This window comes from Brevibacillus sedimenti (assembly GCF_020923495.1).
In the GTDB taxonomy this organism is placed as follows: Bacteria; Bacillota; Bacilli; order Brevibacillales; family Brevibacillaceae; genus Brevibacillus; species Brevibacillus aydinogluensis.
The window spans coordinates 3,279,282-3,298,311 of the sequence record NZ_CP064048.1 but is presented as its reverse complement, the minus strand read 5'-3'; the positions used below and the strand labels follow the sequence as shown (position 1 = coordinate 3,298,311).

General features: G+C 56.2%; 17 protein-coding genes. All 17 read left to right on the top strand.

From position 1 onward, the window contains the following. Positions 1-62: 62 nt before the first annotated feature. The 17 genes from yfmF to IRT44_RS16115 all read left to right on the top strand — a co-directional run bounded on the left by yfmF (position 63) and on the right by IRT44_RS16115 (position 18,966). Positions 63-1,358: an EF-P 5-aminopentanol modification-associated protein YfmF gene (gene yfmF, locus IRT44_RS16195; protein WP_230077005.1), complete on the top strand. Its 1,296-nt coding sequence runs from the start codon at positions 63-65 to the stop codon at positions 1,356-1,358. Between the two features lies 1 nt (position 1,359). Continuing rightward, the gene (yfmH, locus tag IRT44_RS16190) at positions 1,360-2,652 is read left to right on the top strand and encodes an EF-P 5-aminopentanol modification-associated protein YfmH (protein WP_230077004.1); all 1,293 of its coding nucleotides are present in this window, start codon (positions 1,360-1,362) and stop codon (positions 2,650-2,652) included. A gap of 9 nt (positions 2,653-2,661) precedes the next feature. After that, a complete protein-coding gene (gene ymfI / locus IRT44_RS16185) occupies positions 2,662-3,396 on the top strand; it encodes an elongation factor P 5-aminopentanone reductase (RefSeq protein ID WP_230077003.1) in 735 nt (244 codons plus the stop codon). 91 nt (positions 3,397-3,487) lie between these two features. Then, positions 3,488-3,751: a DUF3243 domain-containing protein gene (locus tag IRT44_RS16180; RefSeq protein ID WP_171564707.1), complete on the top strand. Its 264-nt coding sequence runs from the start codon at positions 3,488-3,490 to the stop codon at positions 3,749-3,751. A gap of 122 nt (positions 3,752-3,873) precedes the next feature. Beyond that, positions 3,874-4,653 (top strand): YmfK family protein, encoded by a 780-nt coding sequence (locus tag IRT44_RS16175; protein WP_171564708.1) that lies wholly within the window; start codon positions 3,874-3,876, stop codon positions 4,651-4,653. 12 nt (positions 4,654-4,665) lie between these two features. Next, entirely contained in the window at positions 4,666-5,571 is a 906-nt protein-coding gene (locus IRT44_RS16170) for a helix-turn-helix domain-containing protein (RefSeq protein ID WP_212132444.1), read from the top strand. Positions 5,572-5,950: 379 nt separating this feature from the next. Then, the gene (rimO, locus tag IRT44_RS16165; RefSeq protein WP_171564710.1) at positions 5,951-7,297 is read left to right on the top strand and encodes a 30S ribosomal protein S12 methylthiotransferase RimO; all 1,347 of its coding nucleotides are present in this window, start codon (positions 5,951-5,953) and stop codon (positions 7,295-7,297) included. Next, a complete protein-coding gene (gene pgsA / locus IRT44_RS16160) occupies positions 7,298-7,873 on the top strand; it encodes a CDP-diacylglycerol--glycerol-3-phosphate 3-phosphatidyltransferase (RefSeq protein ID WP_171564711.1) in 576 nt (191 codons plus the stop codon). 137 nt (positions 7,874-8,010) lie between these two features. Further along, the gene (locus IRT44_RS16155) at positions 8,011-9,252 is read left to right on the top strand and encodes a competence/damage-inducible protein A (RefSeq protein WP_212132443.1); all 1,242 of its coding nucleotides are present in this window, start codon (positions 8,011-8,013) and stop codon (positions 9,250-9,252) included. Positions 9,253-9,258: 6 nt separating this feature from the next. Beyond that, positions 9,259-10,845 (top strand): DEAD/DEAH box helicase, encoded by a 1,587-nt coding sequence (locus IRT44_RS16150; RefSeq protein WP_171564712.1) that lies wholly within the window; start codon positions 9,259-9,261, stop codon positions 10,843-10,845. A gap of 164 nt (positions 10,846-11,009) precedes the next feature. Further along, entirely contained in the window at positions 11,010-12,068 is a 1,059-nt protein-coding gene (gene recA / locus IRT44_RS16145) for a recombinase RecA (RefSeq protein WP_171564713.1), read from the top strand. 103 nt (positions 12,069-12,171) lie between these two features. Further along, positions 12,172-12,813: a regulatory protein RecX gene (locus IRT44_RS16140; protein ID WP_212132442.1), complete on the top strand. Its 642-nt coding sequence runs from the start codon at positions 12,172-12,174 to the stop codon at positions 12,811-12,813. A 288-nt stretch (positions 12,814-13,101) separates the two neighbouring features. Continuing rightward, positions 13,102-14,640, top strand: coding sequence for a ribonuclease Y (gene rny / locus IRT44_RS16135; protein ID WP_230077002.1), 1,539 nt, complete (start codon positions 13,102-13,104; stop codon positions 14,638-14,640). A gap of 588 nt (positions 14,641-15,228) precedes the next feature. After that, complete coding sequence (ltrA, locus tag IRT44_RS16130; protein WP_230077001.1) at positions 15,229-16,488, top strand: group II intron reverse transcriptase/maturase; 1,260 nt, start codon at positions 15,229-15,231, stop codon at positions 16,486-16,488. Between the two features lie 210 nt (positions 16,489-16,698). After that, positions 16,699-17,493, top strand: a complete 795-nt coding sequence (locus IRT44_RS16125) for a TIGR00282 family metallophosphoesterase (protein ID WP_171564715.1) — start codon at positions 16,699-16,701, stop codon at positions 17,491-17,493. 117 nt (positions 17,494-17,610) lie between these two features. Continuing rightward, the gene (gene spoVS, locus IRT44_RS16120; protein WP_003385776.1) at positions 17,611-17,871 is read left to right on the top strand and encodes a stage V sporulation protein SpoVS; all 261 of its coding nucleotides are present in this window, start codon (positions 17,611-17,613) and stop codon (positions 17,869-17,871) included. A 153-nt stretch (positions 17,872-18,024) separates the two neighbouring features. Next, on the top strand, positions 18,025-18,966 hold the full coding sequence (locus IRT44_RS16115; RefSeq protein ID WP_212132543.1) for a dipeptidase: 942 nt from the start codon (positions 18,025-18,027) through the stop codon (positions 18,964-18,966). Positions 18,967-19,030 lie beyond the last annotated feature (64 nt).

Sequence of the window (19,030 nt, the reverse complement as noted above, 5' to 3'; positions counted from 1 at the left end):
GAACGGCCTGCCAATTGGTTACAATAGAAACGATCAAGCCGACCGAGAAGGGAGATTGGAATATGAGCGAGCAGCGGAATGAGATAGCGTTTCACACCTCCTCAGTCAACGGTATTCGCGTACATATCCTGCCGACTGCCAAATTCAAGACGACGACCATCGTAACGATGATTGAACAGGAACTCTCCGAAGCGCACGTGACCAAGACGGCGCTGCTGGCCATGCTAATGAAGCGGGCAACCGCCCGTTTTCCTGAGACCAAGCAGCTTCGTGAACATCTGGACTTTCTTTACGGGGCCACGTTCGACGTGGACGTGGTGAAAAAGGGGGAGCGACAAATCCTCCAAATCTACATGGAAGTGCCCAACGAGAAGTACCTGTCAACTGAAACGTCCCTTTTGGACCAGGCGATTCACTTCGTCGGCGACGTGCTGACCCGTCCCTATCTGGAAGGGGAAGCGTTTGCCGAAAAGTACGTCGCTCAGGAAAAAGAGTCACTGCGCAAGCGGATCGAGAGCCTGATTGACGACAAGATGAAGTACGCCAACCAGCGGGTGACGGCGGAGATGTGCAAAGGGGAGCTGTTCGCCCTGCTTGTTCAGGGGCGTACCGAGGACCTGCCGTCCATTACGGGGGCGGAGCTGTACCGCTATTTCCGTGAGATCACGTCGTGCAATCCGATCGACATCTTCGTGGTCGGGGATGTGCAGCAGGCGGAGGTGGAGCGGGCAATCGGCACTCATGTGACGCTGAAGCGGGCCGATGTGAAAGCGTTCCCGCCAACTGACGTCACCAAGCAAGTAACCCAGGAGCGGGAAGTGATCGAGCGGCTCGATGTCACCCAGGCGAAGCTGAACATCGGCTGCCGGACGCAGATTTCCTTTAAGGACGACGATTACCCGGCGCTTTTGGTCTACAACGGCGTGCTGGGCGGCTTTCCCCATTCCAAACTGTTTGTCAATGTCCGCGAAAAGGCGAGCCTGGCTTACTACGCCGTCTCCCGGCTGGAGAGCCACAAAGGCATCCTGATGATGATGTCCGGCATCGACGTAAACAATTACCGGCGGGCGGTCGACATCATCAAGGAACAGTTGGAGTTGATGCGACAGGGAAGCATCACCGCCGGAGAACTGGAGCAGACGAAAGCGACGCTGACCAACCAGTTCCGTGAACTGCTGGACAGCGCCCGGATGATGATCGACTTTGCCTACAATGGCGTGCTCAGCGGGCGGAAACGGCAGTTGACGGAACTGCTGAACGAGATCAACAGCGTGACAGTGGACGATATCAAGCGCGTGGCAGAACGCGTCGCCATTGATACCATCTATCTGTTGCGGGACAAAAAGGGGGACGTGTAACATGCAGACCACCGTGTTTGAACAGGTGAACGAGACCGTCTATCACGAGACACTGCCGAACGGCCTGCAGGTATACCTGGTGCCCAAGCAGGGATTCAGCAAGACATACGCCGTCTTTACCACGCGGTACGGCTCAATCGACAGCCATTTTCGCACCCGCAACGGGGAGGAAGTGCACGTGCCGGACGGGATCGCTCATTTTCTGGAACATAAAATGTTTGAGAAGCAGGACTGGGATGTCATGCACGAGTTCAGCAAGAACGGCGCCTCCTGCAACGCGTTCACCAGCTTCAACCGCACGGCGTATCTGTTTTCCTGCACTGACAAGCTGGAGGCCAACCTTAACCTGCTGCTGGATTACGTGCAGGAGCCGTACTTTTCCGATGCCAGCGTGGAAAAGGAAAAAGGCATCATCGGGCAGGAAATCACCATGTACGACGACAACCCGGACTGGAAAGTGTACATGAATCTGCTGAAAGCCATGTACCAGCGGTATCCGATCAACATCGAGATCGCCGGCACGATTGACTCCATCTCCAAGATCACCAAGGAGATGCTGTACCAGTGCTACGAAACGTTTTACCACCCGGCCAACATGCTGCTGTTGGTGGTGGGATCGTTTGCGCCGGAAGCAGTGATGGAGTTGATCCGGAACAATCAGGCCGCCAAGCAGTTCCCGCCGGCCCCGAAGATTGAACGCATCTTTCCCGAAGAGCCGGCGGAGGTGGGCAAACAGCGCATCGAACATCATCTGCCCGTGGGGATTCCCAAATGCATGATCGGCTTTAAGGAAAAACAATGCGGGTTGTCTCAAGAGGCCTTGTTAAAACGGGAGCTAGCCACTAAACTGTTGTTGGACATCGCATTTGGCACCAGTTCCGCGCTCTACCAGAAATGGTACGACAGCGGGCTGATCACGGAGAATTTCGATGTCGACTACAGCGGTGAACAGGACTACGGCTACTCCATTATCGGCGCCGATACCCCAGATCCCGACCGCCTGGCCGAGGAAGTCAAGCTGGGGATCGAGACGTTGAAGCAGTCGGGCATCGCGGAGGACGATTTTGAACGCGCCAAGCGGAAAAAAATCGGCCAGTTTTTGCGCTCGCTGAATTCCGTGGAGTTTATCGCCAACCAGTTCACCAGCTACAAATTCAACGGCAACGATCTCTTCTCCGTGGTGCCGATGCTGGAGTCGATCACCCGCGAAGACGTGGAGGAACGCATGAGGGAGCACTTCCTGCCGGAACAAATGTCTGTCTCGATCGTTCGTTCCGCTTCGCCGCAGGAGTAGTGAACACAGATGAATCAACAGACGCCGTGGGCGTTGGTGACAGGGGCGTCCGGCGAGATCGGCCGCGCCATCAGCCTGGCGTTGGCCGCGTCGGGCGTCCCGCTGTACCTTCATTACCATCAATCCTACGACAAACTGGAGCCGGTGCTGAGCGAATGCCGGGCGCTAGGCGTCCCTGCGTATGCCCTGCAGGCCGACTTGCGCGTTGTGAAGCAAATCACCGCCATGTTTCAGGCCATGCCCGTCGCTCCGCTGCTGCTCGTCAACAACGCGTCAGCGGATCACGTCGGCCTTTTTACCGATGTGTCGCCGGAAACGTTTGACGAACTGGTGGCGCTCAACGTCCGCTCCGCCTATTTTGTGACACAGGCGGCGTTGGGCGCGATGCTCTTGGAGCGGTACGGCCGGATCGTCAACATCTCCTCCGTCTGGGGCCTGACGGGCGGCTCCTGCGAAGTGCTTTACTCGCTCACCAAAGGGGCTGTAAACGCCTTTACCAAAGCGCTGGCCAAGGAGCTTGCCCCCAACGGGATCACCGTAAACGCAGTGGCACCGGGAGCGATCCAAGGCGGCATGATGGAGCGGTTTTCTCCCGAAGAACGGGAGATGATCGCGGCCGAGATCCCTGCCGGCCGACTTGGCACGCCGGCGGAGGTGGCTGCGGTCGTTCGCTTTTTGCTGACGGCAGAGGCGAGCTACCTGACCGGTCAGATCATCAGCCCCAACGGTGGCTGGTACGCCTGAGCCGGCATGCATAATTCCCTCTTGATGAAGGCATTCTACCAATATACGGGCACAAACCTAGTCCGTAACGACAGTAAGGAGGGAATAGTACATGTCGGTTCTCGACAATTTCCGCGACTGGAAGCAATTTCTCGGCGAGCGAGTAGAGCAGGCCAAACAGGCAGGCATGGAATCTGACACGATTGAAAATGTGGCGTACCAGATTGGCCATTACCTGGCTGATCAGGTGGATCCGAAAAACGATCAGGAACGCCTGCTGAAACAGCTGTGGGACGCCGGCGACGAACAGCAGCAGCGCGCGCTCGCTTCCATGATGGTCAAGCTGGTGGAGAACGACGCCAATCAAAACAGGTAACTTGCTTGAAAATCCCCTTTTTACGGGGATTTTTCTTTTCTGTCTGAATACTGATTGTCGATTGTATGGAACGTGATATACTACATACGAAGAGAAAATTGGCTGTCGGAGAGGGATAGGGCATGGAAGCGAAAAAAGAATGGTACATGGAATACGAAATCTCCAAAAACCGGCCCGGTCTGCTGGGGGATGTCGCCTCCATCCTGGGTATGCTCAACATCAACATCGTGACGATCAACGGTGTCGACAATATGCGACGCGGCATGCTGCTATTGACGGATGATGACGAAAAAATAGAGGTGCTGCGCAACGTTGTGCAAAAAATGGACAAAATAACCATAACGAGGCTGCGTCCGCCGACGATGCTGGACAGACTGGCTGTTCGCCACGGTCGTTACATCGAGCGCGATAGCGAGGATAAAAAAACTTTCCGCTTTGTGCGCGACGAGCTGGGGCTGCTGGTCGACTTCATGGCGGAGATTTTGAAGCGGGAGGGCCACCAGCTGATCGGCATTCGCGGCATGCCGCGCGTCGGCAAAACCGAGTCGATGATCGCGGCCAGCGTCTCGGCCAACAAGCGCTGGACGTTCATCTCTTCGACGCTGCTGCGGCAGACCGTGCGCAGTTCCCTTGCCGTTGATGAGATGTCGACTGATCATGTATATTTAATAGATGGAATTGTGTCGACGCTGCGCTCTACGGAGAAACATCACGCACTGCTGAGGGAAATCATGAACTTCCCGGCGGCCAAGATCATTGAACACCCCGATATTTTTGTCCGCGAGTCGGAGTATGAACTGTCAGATTTTCACTACATCATCGAGCTGCGTCAGCATCCGGACGAAGAGATTACATACGAGTTGATCAACAACCGCGGCTTCGACCATTTCGACATGAATTAAGGAGGGTAAGCTGTGTCTGAGCTAGGTCAAGTACTACAAAGGGCCCGCGAAGAAAAAGGGATCACGCTCGACGACATTCAACGGATCACCAAGATCCAACGGCGATATTTGGAAGCCATAGAAAGGGGCCATTTTCACGTACTCCCTGGCCACTTTTACGCACGGGCTTTCGTCAAGAGCTACGCGGAAGCCGTCGGTCTTGATCCGAACCACATCATGAGTCACTTCCAGGCAGACCTGCCTGCCCAACCTCCGCAGGAACAAGTGGAACGGCTGCGCCGTCGCCGGGTGGTGGCCGCCAACAACCCGCTGCAGGCCGGAAGATGGTTGACCAAGACGCTGCTGGTGCTGTTTATTGCGCTGATCATCGGGGTGATCTACATCGCTGTCGTCAACAGCGGAATGAACATCCAGCCGGCGCTGCCGGGGGGGAACCTGTCGCCGGGCGCGGAAATCGTGAAACCGGGCCAGGGCGGAAACGCGACGCCAACTCCTTCACCGCAGAGTCAAACGCCTATCCCTCCGTCCACCGATACGGAACCAGACCCCGGCTCGACCGCGGTCAACCCGGAAGTTCCGAGCAGCGAGCAGCAGGCGACGATCACATTCGAGTCGCAGCAGGGGGCCCTGTACAATTACACGCTGAGCGGCGGCGACAAGATCACGGTCAAACTGAAAGTTGTCGACGACAAATGCTGGTACGGGGTGTCCGAGGCGAAGGGCAAGAAGTACGTCAAAGAGGGCACGTTGAAGAAAGACGAGGAAGTCGTCGTCGAACTGGGCAAGACGGCATACATCCGTCTGGGCAAGCCGATGGCTGTAGAGTTGACGGTCAACGGCGCGCATGTAGACACATCCAACATGAAATACATGCCGTCCAACGTCGTCGTTACGATGGCACAATCCCCTACGCAATAGGCAAGCGTCATGCTTGCCAAAGCGTGTAGACAAAGTCCGAGGCGGATGGAGATCGGGCCCGCTCGCTCGCTTGACGCCCAGCACAGAAGCGGATGAAGTCCGCTCCAAAACGAGACGCGGGCAGGGGACAAACATCTGGGTGTTTCGATGAAGTGAGACTTGTGTCCCCTGTGTATCCCCGCGTCTTTCGTTTTTCCGCTGAGCAGGTCGTCAAAGGAGCTCGCTTGGCCCATCCCGCCATGCGATGCACATTGTCTTCAGCCTGAGGCAAGCATCTCGCTTGCCTTTCGTACTTTCTTCACTTTTGACACTCTGTTGGGGCTTATATTATACTGAATAGGTGTAATCTGGGCAGGTGTGACCAATTGGAGGAAAACAAATGACAGAGAAGGTAGGCTCACGTGAAAAAGTAGCGATCGTTACGCTGGGCTGTGAAAAGAATCTTGTCGATTCGGACATGATGGCCCATCTGATAGATGAAAAAGGGTACGAATTGGTTGATAACCCCGAAGAAGCAACGGTCGTCATCGTCAATACCTGCGGATTCATCGACGCCGCCAAGGAAGAATCGGTCAACAAGATTCTTGACATGGCGGAGCTGAAGGAATCCGGCAAGTTGAAATCGCTTGTCGTGGCAGGCTGTCTCACGCAACGGTACAAAGAGGAAATTCTACAGGAGATCCCGGAAGTGGACGGCATTGTCGGAACAGGCGATTTTATGTCGATTACGGACATTATTGCTGAATCGCTCGCGGGCAAGCGGCCCGTCTATGTCGGCAATCCCGTTTTCACGTACGAGGAAGTGGTCAAACGGAAAGTGAAGGCGGGCACTTATTCCTCCTACATCAAGATTGCGGAAGGCTGCGACAACGCCTGTACGTTCTGCAGCATTCCGCTGATGCGCGGAGGATTTCGCAGCCGGACCATCGAATCGATCGTGGAGGAGGCAAAGCATCTCGCCGAACAGGGGATTGTGGAGATCAGCCTGATCGCGCAGGATTCCACCAACTACGGCACGGACATTTACGACGGCAAGCACATGCTGCCCGAATTGCTGAACCGATTGGCCGAAGTGGATGGGATTCAGTGGATCAGACTGCACTATGCGTACCCCGGCTTCTTTACCGACGAGCTGATCGAGGTGTTTGCAACCAACCCCAAAGTGTGCAAATACATCGATATGCCGCTGCAGCACTCCGAGGATCATATCCTGAAAAAGATGCGCCGCCCCGGCCGCCAGCGGGATGTTCGCGAACTGGTGGCGAAGATTCGCGCCCGCGTACCGGACGTCGCCCTGCGCACGTCCCTGATCGTCGGCTTCCCCGGTGAGACGGAAGAGGACTTCCAGCGGCTGTGTGAATTTGTGAAGGAAGTGAAGTTTGACCGGCTGGGCGTCTTCACCTATTCAAATGAAGACGATACGCCGGCAAGCCGACTGCCGGACCACGTCGATGAGGAGACCAAGGAAAAACGGGCCAACATCCTGATGGAGATTCAGCGGGAAGTGGCTGCCGAGCAAAACGGCCGCTTTGTCGGAAAGGTACTGGATGTGCTCATTGAGCGGTACGAAGGGCACAATGACATTTACGTCGGCCGCACCCAGTACGATGCTCCAGAGATTGACGGCGAGGTGTTCGTCACGGGATACAAGGGCGAACTGGGCAAAATCGTAAAGGTGAAGATTACGCACTCCTACGAATACGACTTGGCCGGGGAGGTAGTCTAGGTGAATCTCGCCAACCGCATCACCCTCGCCAGGATCTTCCTGGTGCCGGTAGTCATGTTTTTTCTGCTGGTGCGATACAACATCGGGACGTTTACCATCGGCACCGTGTCGATGACGTACAACGAACTGATTGCGGCATTGGTGTTCATCCTGGCAGCCAGTACGGACGGACTGGACGGCTATATCGCCCGCAAGCGCAAAATCGTGACCAACTTGGGGAAATTCCTTGATCCGTTGGCTGACAAGCTGCTGATTTCCGCTGCGTTGATTTCGCTGGTGGAAATGCATCGGTTGGAAGCGTGGATTGCCATCGTCATCATCAGCCGTGAGTTTGCCGTGACCGGTCTAAGACTGGTCGCAGCGGCGGAAGGACAGGTAATTGCCGCCAGCGCATTGGGCAAACTAAAAACATGGGTGCAGATCGTGGCCATTACGGCGGTGATGGTAAACAATTTTCCGTTTGAGATTTTCGGCATTCCCTTTGATGAAGCAGCGATATGGGCAATGGTGGTGATTACCCTGTACTCCGGGTATGACTACTTTGTCAAAAATCGCAATGTCATCCAATACTCGTGAAAAACGGGTATTGGTCTTCTTTTCTTCCGCGTCAGACAGGAAACGTCCGAGGCGGCCTGACGATGCGTAAGGAAAGGCTTCGCCGGATGGGCTTTGCCGGCAGCGTTACTTTATTCCAAAGAGAGTGGATGAGGGGCATGAGAGCGGAGATAATCGCGGTTGGAACGGAACTGTTGCTTGGGCAGATCGCCAATACGAACGCCCAGTATCTCTCCCAAAAGCTCGCCGAGATTGGTATCGGCGTCTATTTCCACACAGTGGTGGGGGATAACGCCGAACGGCTGGCTAGCGTGATTCGTCAGGCCGCGGCCCGGTCCGAGCTGATCGTGTTCACCGGCGGACTGGGACCGACCCAGGATGACTTGACCAAGGAGACGGTGGCGGAGCACCTGGGCGTCGGGTTGACCATTGATCAGACGGCGATGGCGCGGATCGAGGCGTTTTTCCGCCAGCGTGGCATTACGATGACGGAAAACAACCGCAAGCAGGCACTGGTGCTGGCGGGCAGCCACGTCTTCCCGAACGATCACGGCATGGCACCGGGCATGGCAGCGCAGCGCGACGGACGCACGTTTGTACTGCTGCCGGGGCCGCCCAGTGAACTGTATCCGATGGTAGAGAAATACGTGATGCCGTATCTGATCGGCTTAAAGCCGGAACAGCAAGTGTTTCATTCGCGCGTGCTGCGCTTCTACGGCATCGGCGAATCGGCGCTGGAAGAACGGTTGATCGACCTGATTGAACAGCAGGACAACCCGACCATAGCCCCGTATGCCAAAGAGTTTGAAGTGACGCTGCGGATTACGGCCAGGGCGGCGAACGTAGACGATGCGGAGCGGCTGATTCAACCTGTAGAGCGGGAAATACGTGAGCGGTTGGGCGAGTACATCTACGCGACAGGAGAAACGTCACTGCACGAGGTGCTGGTGGACGAACTGAATCGCAGGGGGGCGACGATCGCCTGTGCGGAAAGTTGTACCGGGGGAACGGTCGCATCCCTCATTACGTCCGTACCCGGCAGCTCTGCCGTCATGCGCGGAGGCGTGGTGTGCTATACCAACGAGGCGAAGCGGCAGATGCTCAACGTGCCGGAAGAAGTCCTGGCAGAGGCAGGGGCCATCAGCGAGCAGACGGCCCGGTTGCTCGCCGAAAATATCAGGGCGACGCTCGGCGCGGACGTCGGCATCTCCGTGACGGGGGTGGCCGGCCCAGACCCTGCGGAAGGCAAACCGGTGGGACTGGTCTACGTTGGCGTTGCCGTGGAAGGACTGCCCACGCTGGTCAAGGAGCTTCGCCTGGCCGGGCGGCGCCAGGCCATCGTCGGCCGGGCAGCGAAATTTGCGTTGTTTTACGCGTTGCAACGACTAAAAGAAAGGTGACAACACATGACGATTTTTTCTGATTTTCCTTTACATAAATCCATTCTGCAAGCCATTTACGACATGGGCTTTGAAGAGCCCAGCCCGATCCAGGCTGCCTGCATCCCGAAAGTACTGGAGGGCGGCGACCTGATCGGTCAGGCGCAAACAGGTACGGGTAAAACCGCCGCGTTCGGGATTCCGCTGATTGAAAAAGTGACGCCGGGCAACCGCGTGCAGGCGATTGTGCTCACGCCCACCCGCGAACTGGCCATCCAAGTGGCAGGCGAGCTTTTGCGCATCTCCAAATACAAAAAGGTGCGGACACTGCCGATCTACGGCGGACAGTCCATCGGCCACCAAATCCGTGCGCTCCGCCAGGGTGTCCAGGTCGTGGTGGGGACCCCCGGCCGCGTGCTTGACCACCTGCGCCGCAAAACGCTGAAGCTGGATCACGTACACACACTGGTCCTGGACGAAGCGGATGAAATGCTGGACATGGGATTCATCGACGACATTGAAACCATTATCAACCACCTCCCGGAAGACCGTCAGACCCTGCTGTTCTCCGCGACCATGCCGCCGGAAATCAAACGCCTGGCGACCCGCTACATGAAACAGCCGCAGACGATCGCCGTCAGCCGCGAAGAAGTGACCGCTCCACTGATCGAGCAGGTGTACTACAAGGTATTTGAACGGAACAAGGTGGAAAGCCTCTGCCGCATTCTGGACAGCGAAGACGTCGAGCTGGGAATCATCTTCTGCCGCACTAAGCGGGGCGTGGACGAGCTGACCGAAGTGCTGCAGGCGCGCGGCTACCTGGCCGACGGTCTGCACGGCGACCTGTCCCAGGCTCAGCGCGACAAGGTGATGAATGCGTTCCGCGAGGGTTCCATCGAACTGTTGATCGCGACCGACGTGGCGGCGCGCGGCATTGACGTCGGCAACGTCTCCCACGTCATCAACTACGACATTCCGCAGGATTCGGAAAGCTACGTGCACCGGATCGGCCGTACGGGCCGCGCCGGCCGCAAAGGCATTGCCATGACGCTGGTGACGCCGCGCGAGATGCGCCAGATGATGTTCATCCAGAAACAGACCAAAGCCCAACTGATCTGCCGCAACGTGCCGTCCCTGGAGGAAGTGGCGGAACGCAAGCAGGAACAGCTGCGGGAACAACTGGTCAACCTGCTGGAGAGCGATGGAGTGGCCGACATGTACCTGAAGGTGGCCAACTCGCTCATCGCTCAGTACCCGGCTGAAAAAATCGCCGCTGCAGCGCTGCACCTAGCGTTCCATACCGAGATCGGCGAGACGGACGATACCGACGCCTACAACTTCGGGGAGACGGGTGCCGCCAAGGGAATGGTGCGTTTCTTCCTCAACGTGGGCCGCAATGTCAACGTACGCCCGCAGGATTTGGTGCGGGAGATTTCCGAGTCCGTCGGAATCCCCGGAAAGGCTGTTGGCCGCATCGACATCTTCGAGAACTTCACCTTCGTGGAAGTTCCCGAAGACGTGGCCCCGTTCGTCTACGAATCGCTGCGTCAAACGCGCATCAACGGCAGACGGATCAATCTGGAGCCGGCAAAACCGCGCGCCAAGCGTTCCTGATACCGACAGCACGCAGACACAGGCCGTCACGTTCCGTTTTCGGGACGGACGGCCTCTTTTTGCGATGCGAATATTTGTTCGCAAAAAATACTTGGCAAACGCTTCTGTCTCGATGTATGATGAAGACAAGCAAATCAGTTACGAGTTGAAAGGGAGTGTACCATTTGTCAGATCGTCGCGCTGCTTTGGAAAACGCATTGCGTCAAATAGAAAAACAGTTCGGGAAAGGGTCCATCATGAAGCTGGGGGACATGGCCAACGTTCAGGTTTCCACGGTCTCCAGCGGTGCGCTTGCCCTCGACATCGCCCTGGGTGTGGGCGGATTCCCGCGTGGACGGATCATCGAAATTTACGGACCGGAATCCTCCGGTAAAACGACGGTTGCCCTTCACGCCATCGCCGAAGTGCAGCGCCAGGGCGGACAAGCTGCGTTTATCGACGCAGAGCACGCACTGGACCCGGTCTACGCGGCAAAATTGGGAGTAAACATTGACGAACTGCTGCTCTCCCAGCCTGACACAGGGGAGCAGGCGCTGGAAATCGCCGAGGCGCTGGTGCGTTCCGGTGCCGTTGACATCATCGTCGTAGACTCGGTAGCCGCGCTCGTGCCAAAAGCAGAGATTGAAGGCGAAATGGGAGACTCCCACGTGGGGCTGCAGGCCCGCCTCATGTCGCAGGCGCTGCGCAAGCTGTCCGGTGCCATCAACAAATCGAAAACCATCGCCATCTTCATCAACCAGCTCCGGGAGAAAGTGGGCGTCATGTTCGGCAATCCGGAGACGACTCCGGGTGGGCGCGCGCTCAAGTTCTACGCGAGCATTCGCTTGGACGTGCGCAAGGCGGAAGCGATCAAGGTGGGCAACGACGTGGTCGGCAGCAAGACCAAGATCAAGGTCGTGAAAAACAAGGTGGCGCCGCCGTTCAAAACTGCCGAAGTGGACATCATGTACGGTGAAGGCATCTCCAAAGAGGGCAGCATTCTCGACATCGGCGCGGAGATTGATGTGGTTCAAAAGAGCGGAGCATGGTACTCCTTCAACGATGAGCGTCTGGGTCAAGGACGGGAGAACGCCAAGCTCTTCCTCAAGGAAAATCCGGAAGTGGCGGCGCAAATCGAAGCCAAAGTACGTGAGTATTACAGCCTCAATCCCAGCTCCATCCCGAGCATGGAGCCGATCAACGATCCGGAGCAGGATGAGGAACCGGTATTTGATTTCGACTAATCGCATGACAGCCTGTCGGCCTGACAGGCTGTTTCATGTTCAAACCGCCCGGTGTGAGGAGCTGCGAGCCGGGCGGTGTTTGCCGTAAAGGGGGAGAGGCGCGATGAAAAGCGGCCGGATTACCGCCGTTCACCGCGACGCGAAAAACCAGCATCGCTATCACATTCAGATCGGCGATGACATTGTCTTTTCCGTTCATGAAGACATCCTCGTCAAGTATCAGCTGTTAAAGGGAACAGAGCTGGACGAGGCGTTTTGCCGGGAAGTGCTTGAGGCGGAAGAAAAGCACAAGGCCTACCTGTTGGCACTCCGCTATCTGGGCATCCGCCCGCGGACGAAAAAACAAGTCGCTTCCTATCTCCGGGAAAAAGGGTATGAAGGGGACGTGGCGGATGAAATCTGCCGCCGCATGGAAGAGCAGGGCTATCTGGACGATGAGCGGTTTGCCCGGCAGTGGGTCGACGAGCGGATGCGGCTCAAGCCGCGCAGCTCGTACATGATGCGGATGGAACTGCAGCAGCGGGGGATTGACAGCGACACGGCGGAGGCGGCCGTGCGCGCCGTTTCCTACGAGGATGAGCTGGAAGCGGCCCGCAGGCTGGTGGAAAAAAAGCGGCGGCACCGGCAAGGGCCGCCGGAACCGGACGAAGAGCGAAAGCTGCTGGCCATGCTGGCGCGCAAGGGGTTCGCCGGCTCAATCGTGCAGAGGATTCGCCGCGAATTGCGCGAGGACGTGGAGTCGTAGGCAGGAGCGGCACACTTGCAGTTCTTGACATTTCTTGTTCACAAATAATAAAATAGATGTGTATTTACTTGGTGCATCATACTATTTCGCTGATTTGATCGCTCGTTGCCAGTGTCACAACTGAACACCCGTACATACCAGTGCGGATTCAGCGGACCGAGTAAAATCGGTCTTGTTTTTTAACTAATACCAGAGCGAAACAACAGCGACACGCCATGAAAACGAATGTGTGGAAAGCGGGGAGATGTCTTACCACAAGGAGGTGAAACAAAAGAGCCTATGGCCATTATGGATCCGATTGTACTGATCGTGCTATTCGCCGTGCTGATTGTCGGTTATGGTGTCGGCTACTTCACGCGCAAATCCATTGCGGAGGCGAAGATCTCCAGCGCCGAGGAAGCGGCGCGGCAGATCGTCGAAGAAGCCAAACGGGACGCCGAAGCCGTCAAAAAGGAAAAGGTGCTGGAAGCCAAGGACGAGGTATTCAAACTGCGCTCCGAGGCCGAAAACGAGCTGCGCGAACGCCGCAACGAAATACAGCGCCAGGAACGCCGCATCCTTCAGAAGGAAGAGGCGTTGGACCGCAAGATGGAACAGCTGGAGCGCAAGGAGAGCGAACTGTCCGAGCGGGACAGAACCATCGCGGAACTGCAAAGCAAGGTAGAGCACTTATATAAAGAACAAGTGGCCGAGCTGGAACGCATCTCCGGACTGACTCAGGAAGAAGCCAAGAACATTATCCTGACCGATGTGGAGAACACCGTTCGCCATGAAATGGCGGTCATGATCAAGGAGATTGAGACACAAGCCAAGGAAGAGGCGGACAAGCGGGCACGCGAGATCATCACCACCGCCATCCAGCGGTGTGCGGCAGACCATGTAGCGGAGACCACCGTTTCCGTGGTAACGCTGCCGAACGATGAGATGAAGGGCCGCATTATCGGACGCGAAGGCCGCAACATCCGCGCGCTGGAAACGCTGACCGGCATTGACTTGATTATCGATGACACGCCGGAAGCGGTCATTCTGTCCGGCTTCGATCCGATTCGTCGGGAGATCGCCAAAACTGCTCTGGACAAGCTTGTTGCCGACGGACGCATCCACCCTGCCCGCATCGAGGAGATGGTGGAAAAAGCGCGTCGGGAAGTGGATGAGCGCATCCGCGAATACGGCGAGCAGGCGACATTTGAAACCGGTGTTCATGGCCTGCATCCGGATTTGATCAAGATTCTCGGCCGTCTGCGCTACCGGACCAGCTACGGGCAAAACGTGCTGAAGCACTCGATGGAAGTGGCCCACCTGGCCGGACTGATGGCAGCCGAACTGCGCGAAGATGTCAAACTGGCAAAACGGGCCGGTCTGCTTCACGACATCGGCAAGGCTATCGACCATGAAGTGGAAGGTTCCCACGTGGAGATCGGCGTGGAACTGGCGAAGAAATACAACGAGCATCCCGTTGTCATCAACAGCATCGCGTCCCATCACGGGGATACCGAGCCGACATCCGTCATTGCGATGCTGGTGGGAGCGGCTGACGCACTTTCCGCCGCCCGGCCGGGAGCTCGCCGCGAAACGCTGGAGACGTACATCAAGCGGCTGGAAAAGCTGGAGGAGATCTCCGAGTCGTTCGACGGCGTGGAAAAATCGTACGCAATTCAGGCCGGCCGCGAAATCCGCGTAATGGTGCAGCCTGAGAAGATTGACGATGCGGAAGCGGCGCGCCTGGCACGCGACATTACCAAACGAATCGAAAATGAACTTGACTACCCGGGTCACATCAAGGTGACCGTCATCCGCGAAACACGGGCAGTCGAGTATGCAAAGTAAAGTGGCTTTGGGCCACTTTACTTTTTTGGTGCGCCCGGCATGGGCGGTAGCTATAGGGTGAAAGTCCCGAACGGGGGTTGGCTGTACCAACCGTTAGCTTAAGGCAAGGGTGTCCGCCGTGAGGCGGAATCTGAAGGAAGCCGGCGGCAAAGTCCTGACCTGAGGTACACGAACCCAATTTGAGGCTGTTGTACTCGGGCGAGCCTGCCGAACAAGGTGAAGCCCCATACAGCCAAGGAGTGCAGCAGTAAATTGGGCAGGTACATGGGACGAAAGTTACCGTCCTTACCCGGGGAGGTCTGCATGATACGCCTACTACCGTTGGCAACCGTCTCCGCGAGGGGGCGCTGAACATGCAGAAGTCAGCAGAGGCCATAGTACTCCGATAGAGGACGCTCGAAGGAGGAAGGGCCGAACATCAAGTCAACACATGTTCTAATCCCTTTCGATACGGTGCGTCGAAGCAGAATTCCGAAATGGAACTTCCTCTGAATAGTAGGGGTGAAGCCCCGAGGGTACAGAGAAGGGCTGAGCATCGTACGGCAAGCTTAGCAACATGTGTGCGAAGAGAGGAGTATCGTCAGGGGCATGCTGGAGAAAGTGCTGTCACGGGATAACCTCATGGCTGCTCTCAAACGAGTGGAGGCCAACAGAGGTGCTGCGGGAATCGACGGTGTTTCAACCGAACAACTGCGCGACTACCTTCGTCAGCACTGGGCGACCATCCGGTCGCAAATCGAGAAGGGAACCTACAAGCCGTCTCCTGTCCGCAGGGTCGAAATCCCGAAACCTGACGGGGGAATACGATTGCTAGGCATCCCTACCGTGGTAGATCGCTTCATCCAGCAGGCCATCCTGCAGGTATTGACTCCCATATTCGACCCAGAGTTCTCCGACTCCAGCTTCGGGTTCCGTCCAGGCCGCCGTGCTCACAGTGCTGTGCGGAAAGCACAACAGTACATCAACGAAGGATTCCGGTATGTGGTCGACATCGACTTGGAGAAGTTCTTCGACCGGGTCAACCATGATATCCTAATGAGCCGGGTTGCCCGCAAGGTGAAGGACAAGCGCCTTCTTAAACTAATTCGCGCTTATCTGCAATCCGGAGTCATGGTCAACGGAGTGTGTGTCACGACGGAAGAGGGCACGCCGCAAGGTGGCCCCTTAAGTCCGCTGTTGGCCAACATTCTGCTAGACGACCTGGACAAGGAGTTGGAGAAAAGGGGACACCGTTTCTGCCGCTATGCGGACGACTGCAACATCTACGTCCGCTCCAAACGTGCGGGTGAACGTGTAAAGGCAAGTGTGGAGCGATACTTGACCAGGGTTCTCAAACTCAAGGTAAATCAACAGAAAAGTGCGGTGGATCGCCCGTGCAATCGGAAGTTTCTCGGCTTTAGCTTTATTCCGGGAAAGGAAGCGCGGATACGTCTGCATCCCAAATCGATCACCTGGTTAAAAGGACGAATTCGCCAATTAACCAACCCACATTGGAGCATGACCATGCAGGAGCGGATTCAAAAACTCAACCAGTACCTCATGGGATGGATCGGGTATTTTGCGCTAGCCGAGGCGAAAACCCATCTCCTGCGAATAGAGGAATGGATTCGCCGAAGGCTCCGACTCTGTCTATGGACGCAGTGGAAACGAGTTCGTACGAGGTACCGCGAACTTCGTTCGCTTGGATTTTCTCACAACAGAGCACTGGAAATCGCAAACACCCGAAAGGGGGCGTGGCGGACAACAAAATCCCCGCACATGCACAAAGCCCTTGGTATTGCCTACTGGCAACAACAAGGGCTGATGAGTTTGATACAGCGATATTTCACACTTCGTCAAGCTTGGTGAACCGCCGTATACCGGTCGGTACGTACGGTGGTGTGAGAGGACGGGGGTTAGCCACCCCCTCCTACTCGATTGCGAAAGAAACGCGGGCGGCCTGCAACCGCTTTTGAACCGGACCGGTTATGGACCAGGCTCAACGCGGTGGGGTGTTAGCTTACGCGCATTTTTCTTCCGTCATTCGGTCGTGTATACTAATGGAGAGGTGAAAAGCCAATGAAACTGCTGTTTATCGGTGACATCATGGGTGCGCCCGGACGGGACATCGTGAAGGCGTATCTGCCGCTGCTGAAGCGAAAATACCAACCTACCTTTCTGGTTGCCAACGGGGAGAATGCCGCCCACGGCAGGGGCATTACCGAGAAGATTGCCAAGGAACTGTTTGAAGGCGGAGTTCAGGCGATCACCCTCGGCAACCATACCTGGGATAACAAAGACATCTTTGAATTCATTGACAGTGAACCTCGTCTGATCCGCCCCGCCAACTTTCCCGCAGGCGCTCCGGGACAAGGGATTACATACATCAAGCAGCCCGAAGGCGAACTGGCTGTGATCAACCTGCAGGGCCGATCCTTTTTGCCGCCGCTGGAGTGTCCGTTCCAGACGGCCGACAAGCTGGTGGAGCAGGCACGCAAGCGGACCAAATACATATTTGTCGACTTCCACGCTGAAGCCACTTCCGAGAAGCAGGCGCTCGCCTGGTATCTGGACGGCCGCGTCAGCGCGGTGGTAGGGACACACACGCATGTGCAGACCGCCGATGAGCGCGTTCTCCCCCAAGGCACGGGCTTTTTGTGCGACGTAGGCATGTGCGGTCCGATGAATGGCATCCTCGGCATGGAGCGGGAAGCGGTCATCCGCAAGTTTCTTACCCAACTGCCCGTACGATTTGAAGTGGCAGGGGAACCGGCCCAGTTGAATGCCGTGCTGATCACGTTGGACAAGGCGACCGGCCACGCGAAAAAACTGGAGCGAATCAGAATTGACGACGACCACCCGTTTATGGAATAATAAGAACGAGATTTGAATTTTTTGAATCTTTGCTGCGCGTAAGCAGGAATTTTTCGGGGTTATGCGAATATCATTCTAATAATGACAGGTATCCTATCAGACGGGAGGTTCAAAAGGATGGAAGTATTAAAAGTTTCAGCAAAGTCTAACCCCAACTCCGTTGCTGGTGCCCTTGCCGGTGTTCTGCGCGAACGCGGCGCCGCCGAGATCCAAGCTATTGGCGCTGGGGCGCTTAACCAAGCTGTGAAGGCTGTAGCTATCGCACGAGGATTCGTAGCGCCGAGTGGAGTTGACCTGATTTGCATTCCAGCCTTTACCGACATCGTGATTGATGGAGAAGAGCGCACAGCGATCAAGCTGATCGTAGAACCCAGATAAATCGATGTGAATACGATTTAACCGGCCTGTTTGTTCGTTGAATGAACAGGTTTTTTTCGTTTGTGGAGGGACAATAATCGAGAGTGCCTGTCGATGCCCCCTCGTCGAGGTTCCTTCACTTCCAGAACACAGAACAGAAACGGGGAGAAACAAATGGTTCCAATATTTGATGCGCATTGCGACGTGTTGTCCAAGCTGTGGGAGCTGCCGGAGCTCGACTTTTACCGCGCAGACGAACGGCTGCACGTAAGTTATCCCGAAATGGTGAAAGGAAACGTAGGCATCCAGGTAATGGCCTGCTACGTTCCCAAATACGTTCCCTACGGCCGCCGTTTTCAGGCCGTGCTGGAGATGCTGGATGTGTTTTACGAACGCGTGGCCAGCGGCAAGATCCGCGCGATTCGCAGTCGCGCCGATCTGGATGCGTGCGTATTAAAGGAAGAAAAAGGGGCTATTCTGTTTGTAGAAGGGGCGCATGCCTTGGAAGAAAGCCTCGTGCAGCTGAGGACCTGGCACCGCCTGGGGGTGCGGGGGATGACGCTGACGTGGAACTACAGCAACGCGGTTGCCTCGGGCTGTCATGAGCCGCATCCGGGCGGGTTGACCTCGTTTGGACGGACGGTCGTCGAAGAGATGAACCGGCTCGGCATGATCATCGACGTGTCGCACGTAGCCGAGCCAGGGTTCTGGGACACGCTGGAACTGTCCAAGATGCCGGTGATCGCTTCCCATTCCAATGTCAAACGGCTGTGCGACCATCCGCGCAACCTGACCGACGATCAGATCAAGGCGCTGATAGCCAATGGCGGTGTGATGGGACTGACGTTCGTCGACTTTTTCGTCACAGCGGAAAAGCGGACCGTTTGGATTGACGACCTGCTGCGCCACCTGGATCACGTCTGTGCCTTGGGCGGTGTCGATCATGTCGGGTTTGGCTCCGACTTTGACGGCATTACCGAGACGTTTGGCGATCTGACCCGGGCAGGAGACTACCACAATCTGGTGGAGGCGCTCCTGAAGCGCTACAAAGAGGCGGACGTGCAGAAATTTGTGCGTGAAAACTGGTTGCGTGTTTTCCGAAACGTGCTACAATAATATTGCAGATTATTAATGTACCAAGTTCATCGTTTAATTCAGATCAATACTAATTTGAGTAAAA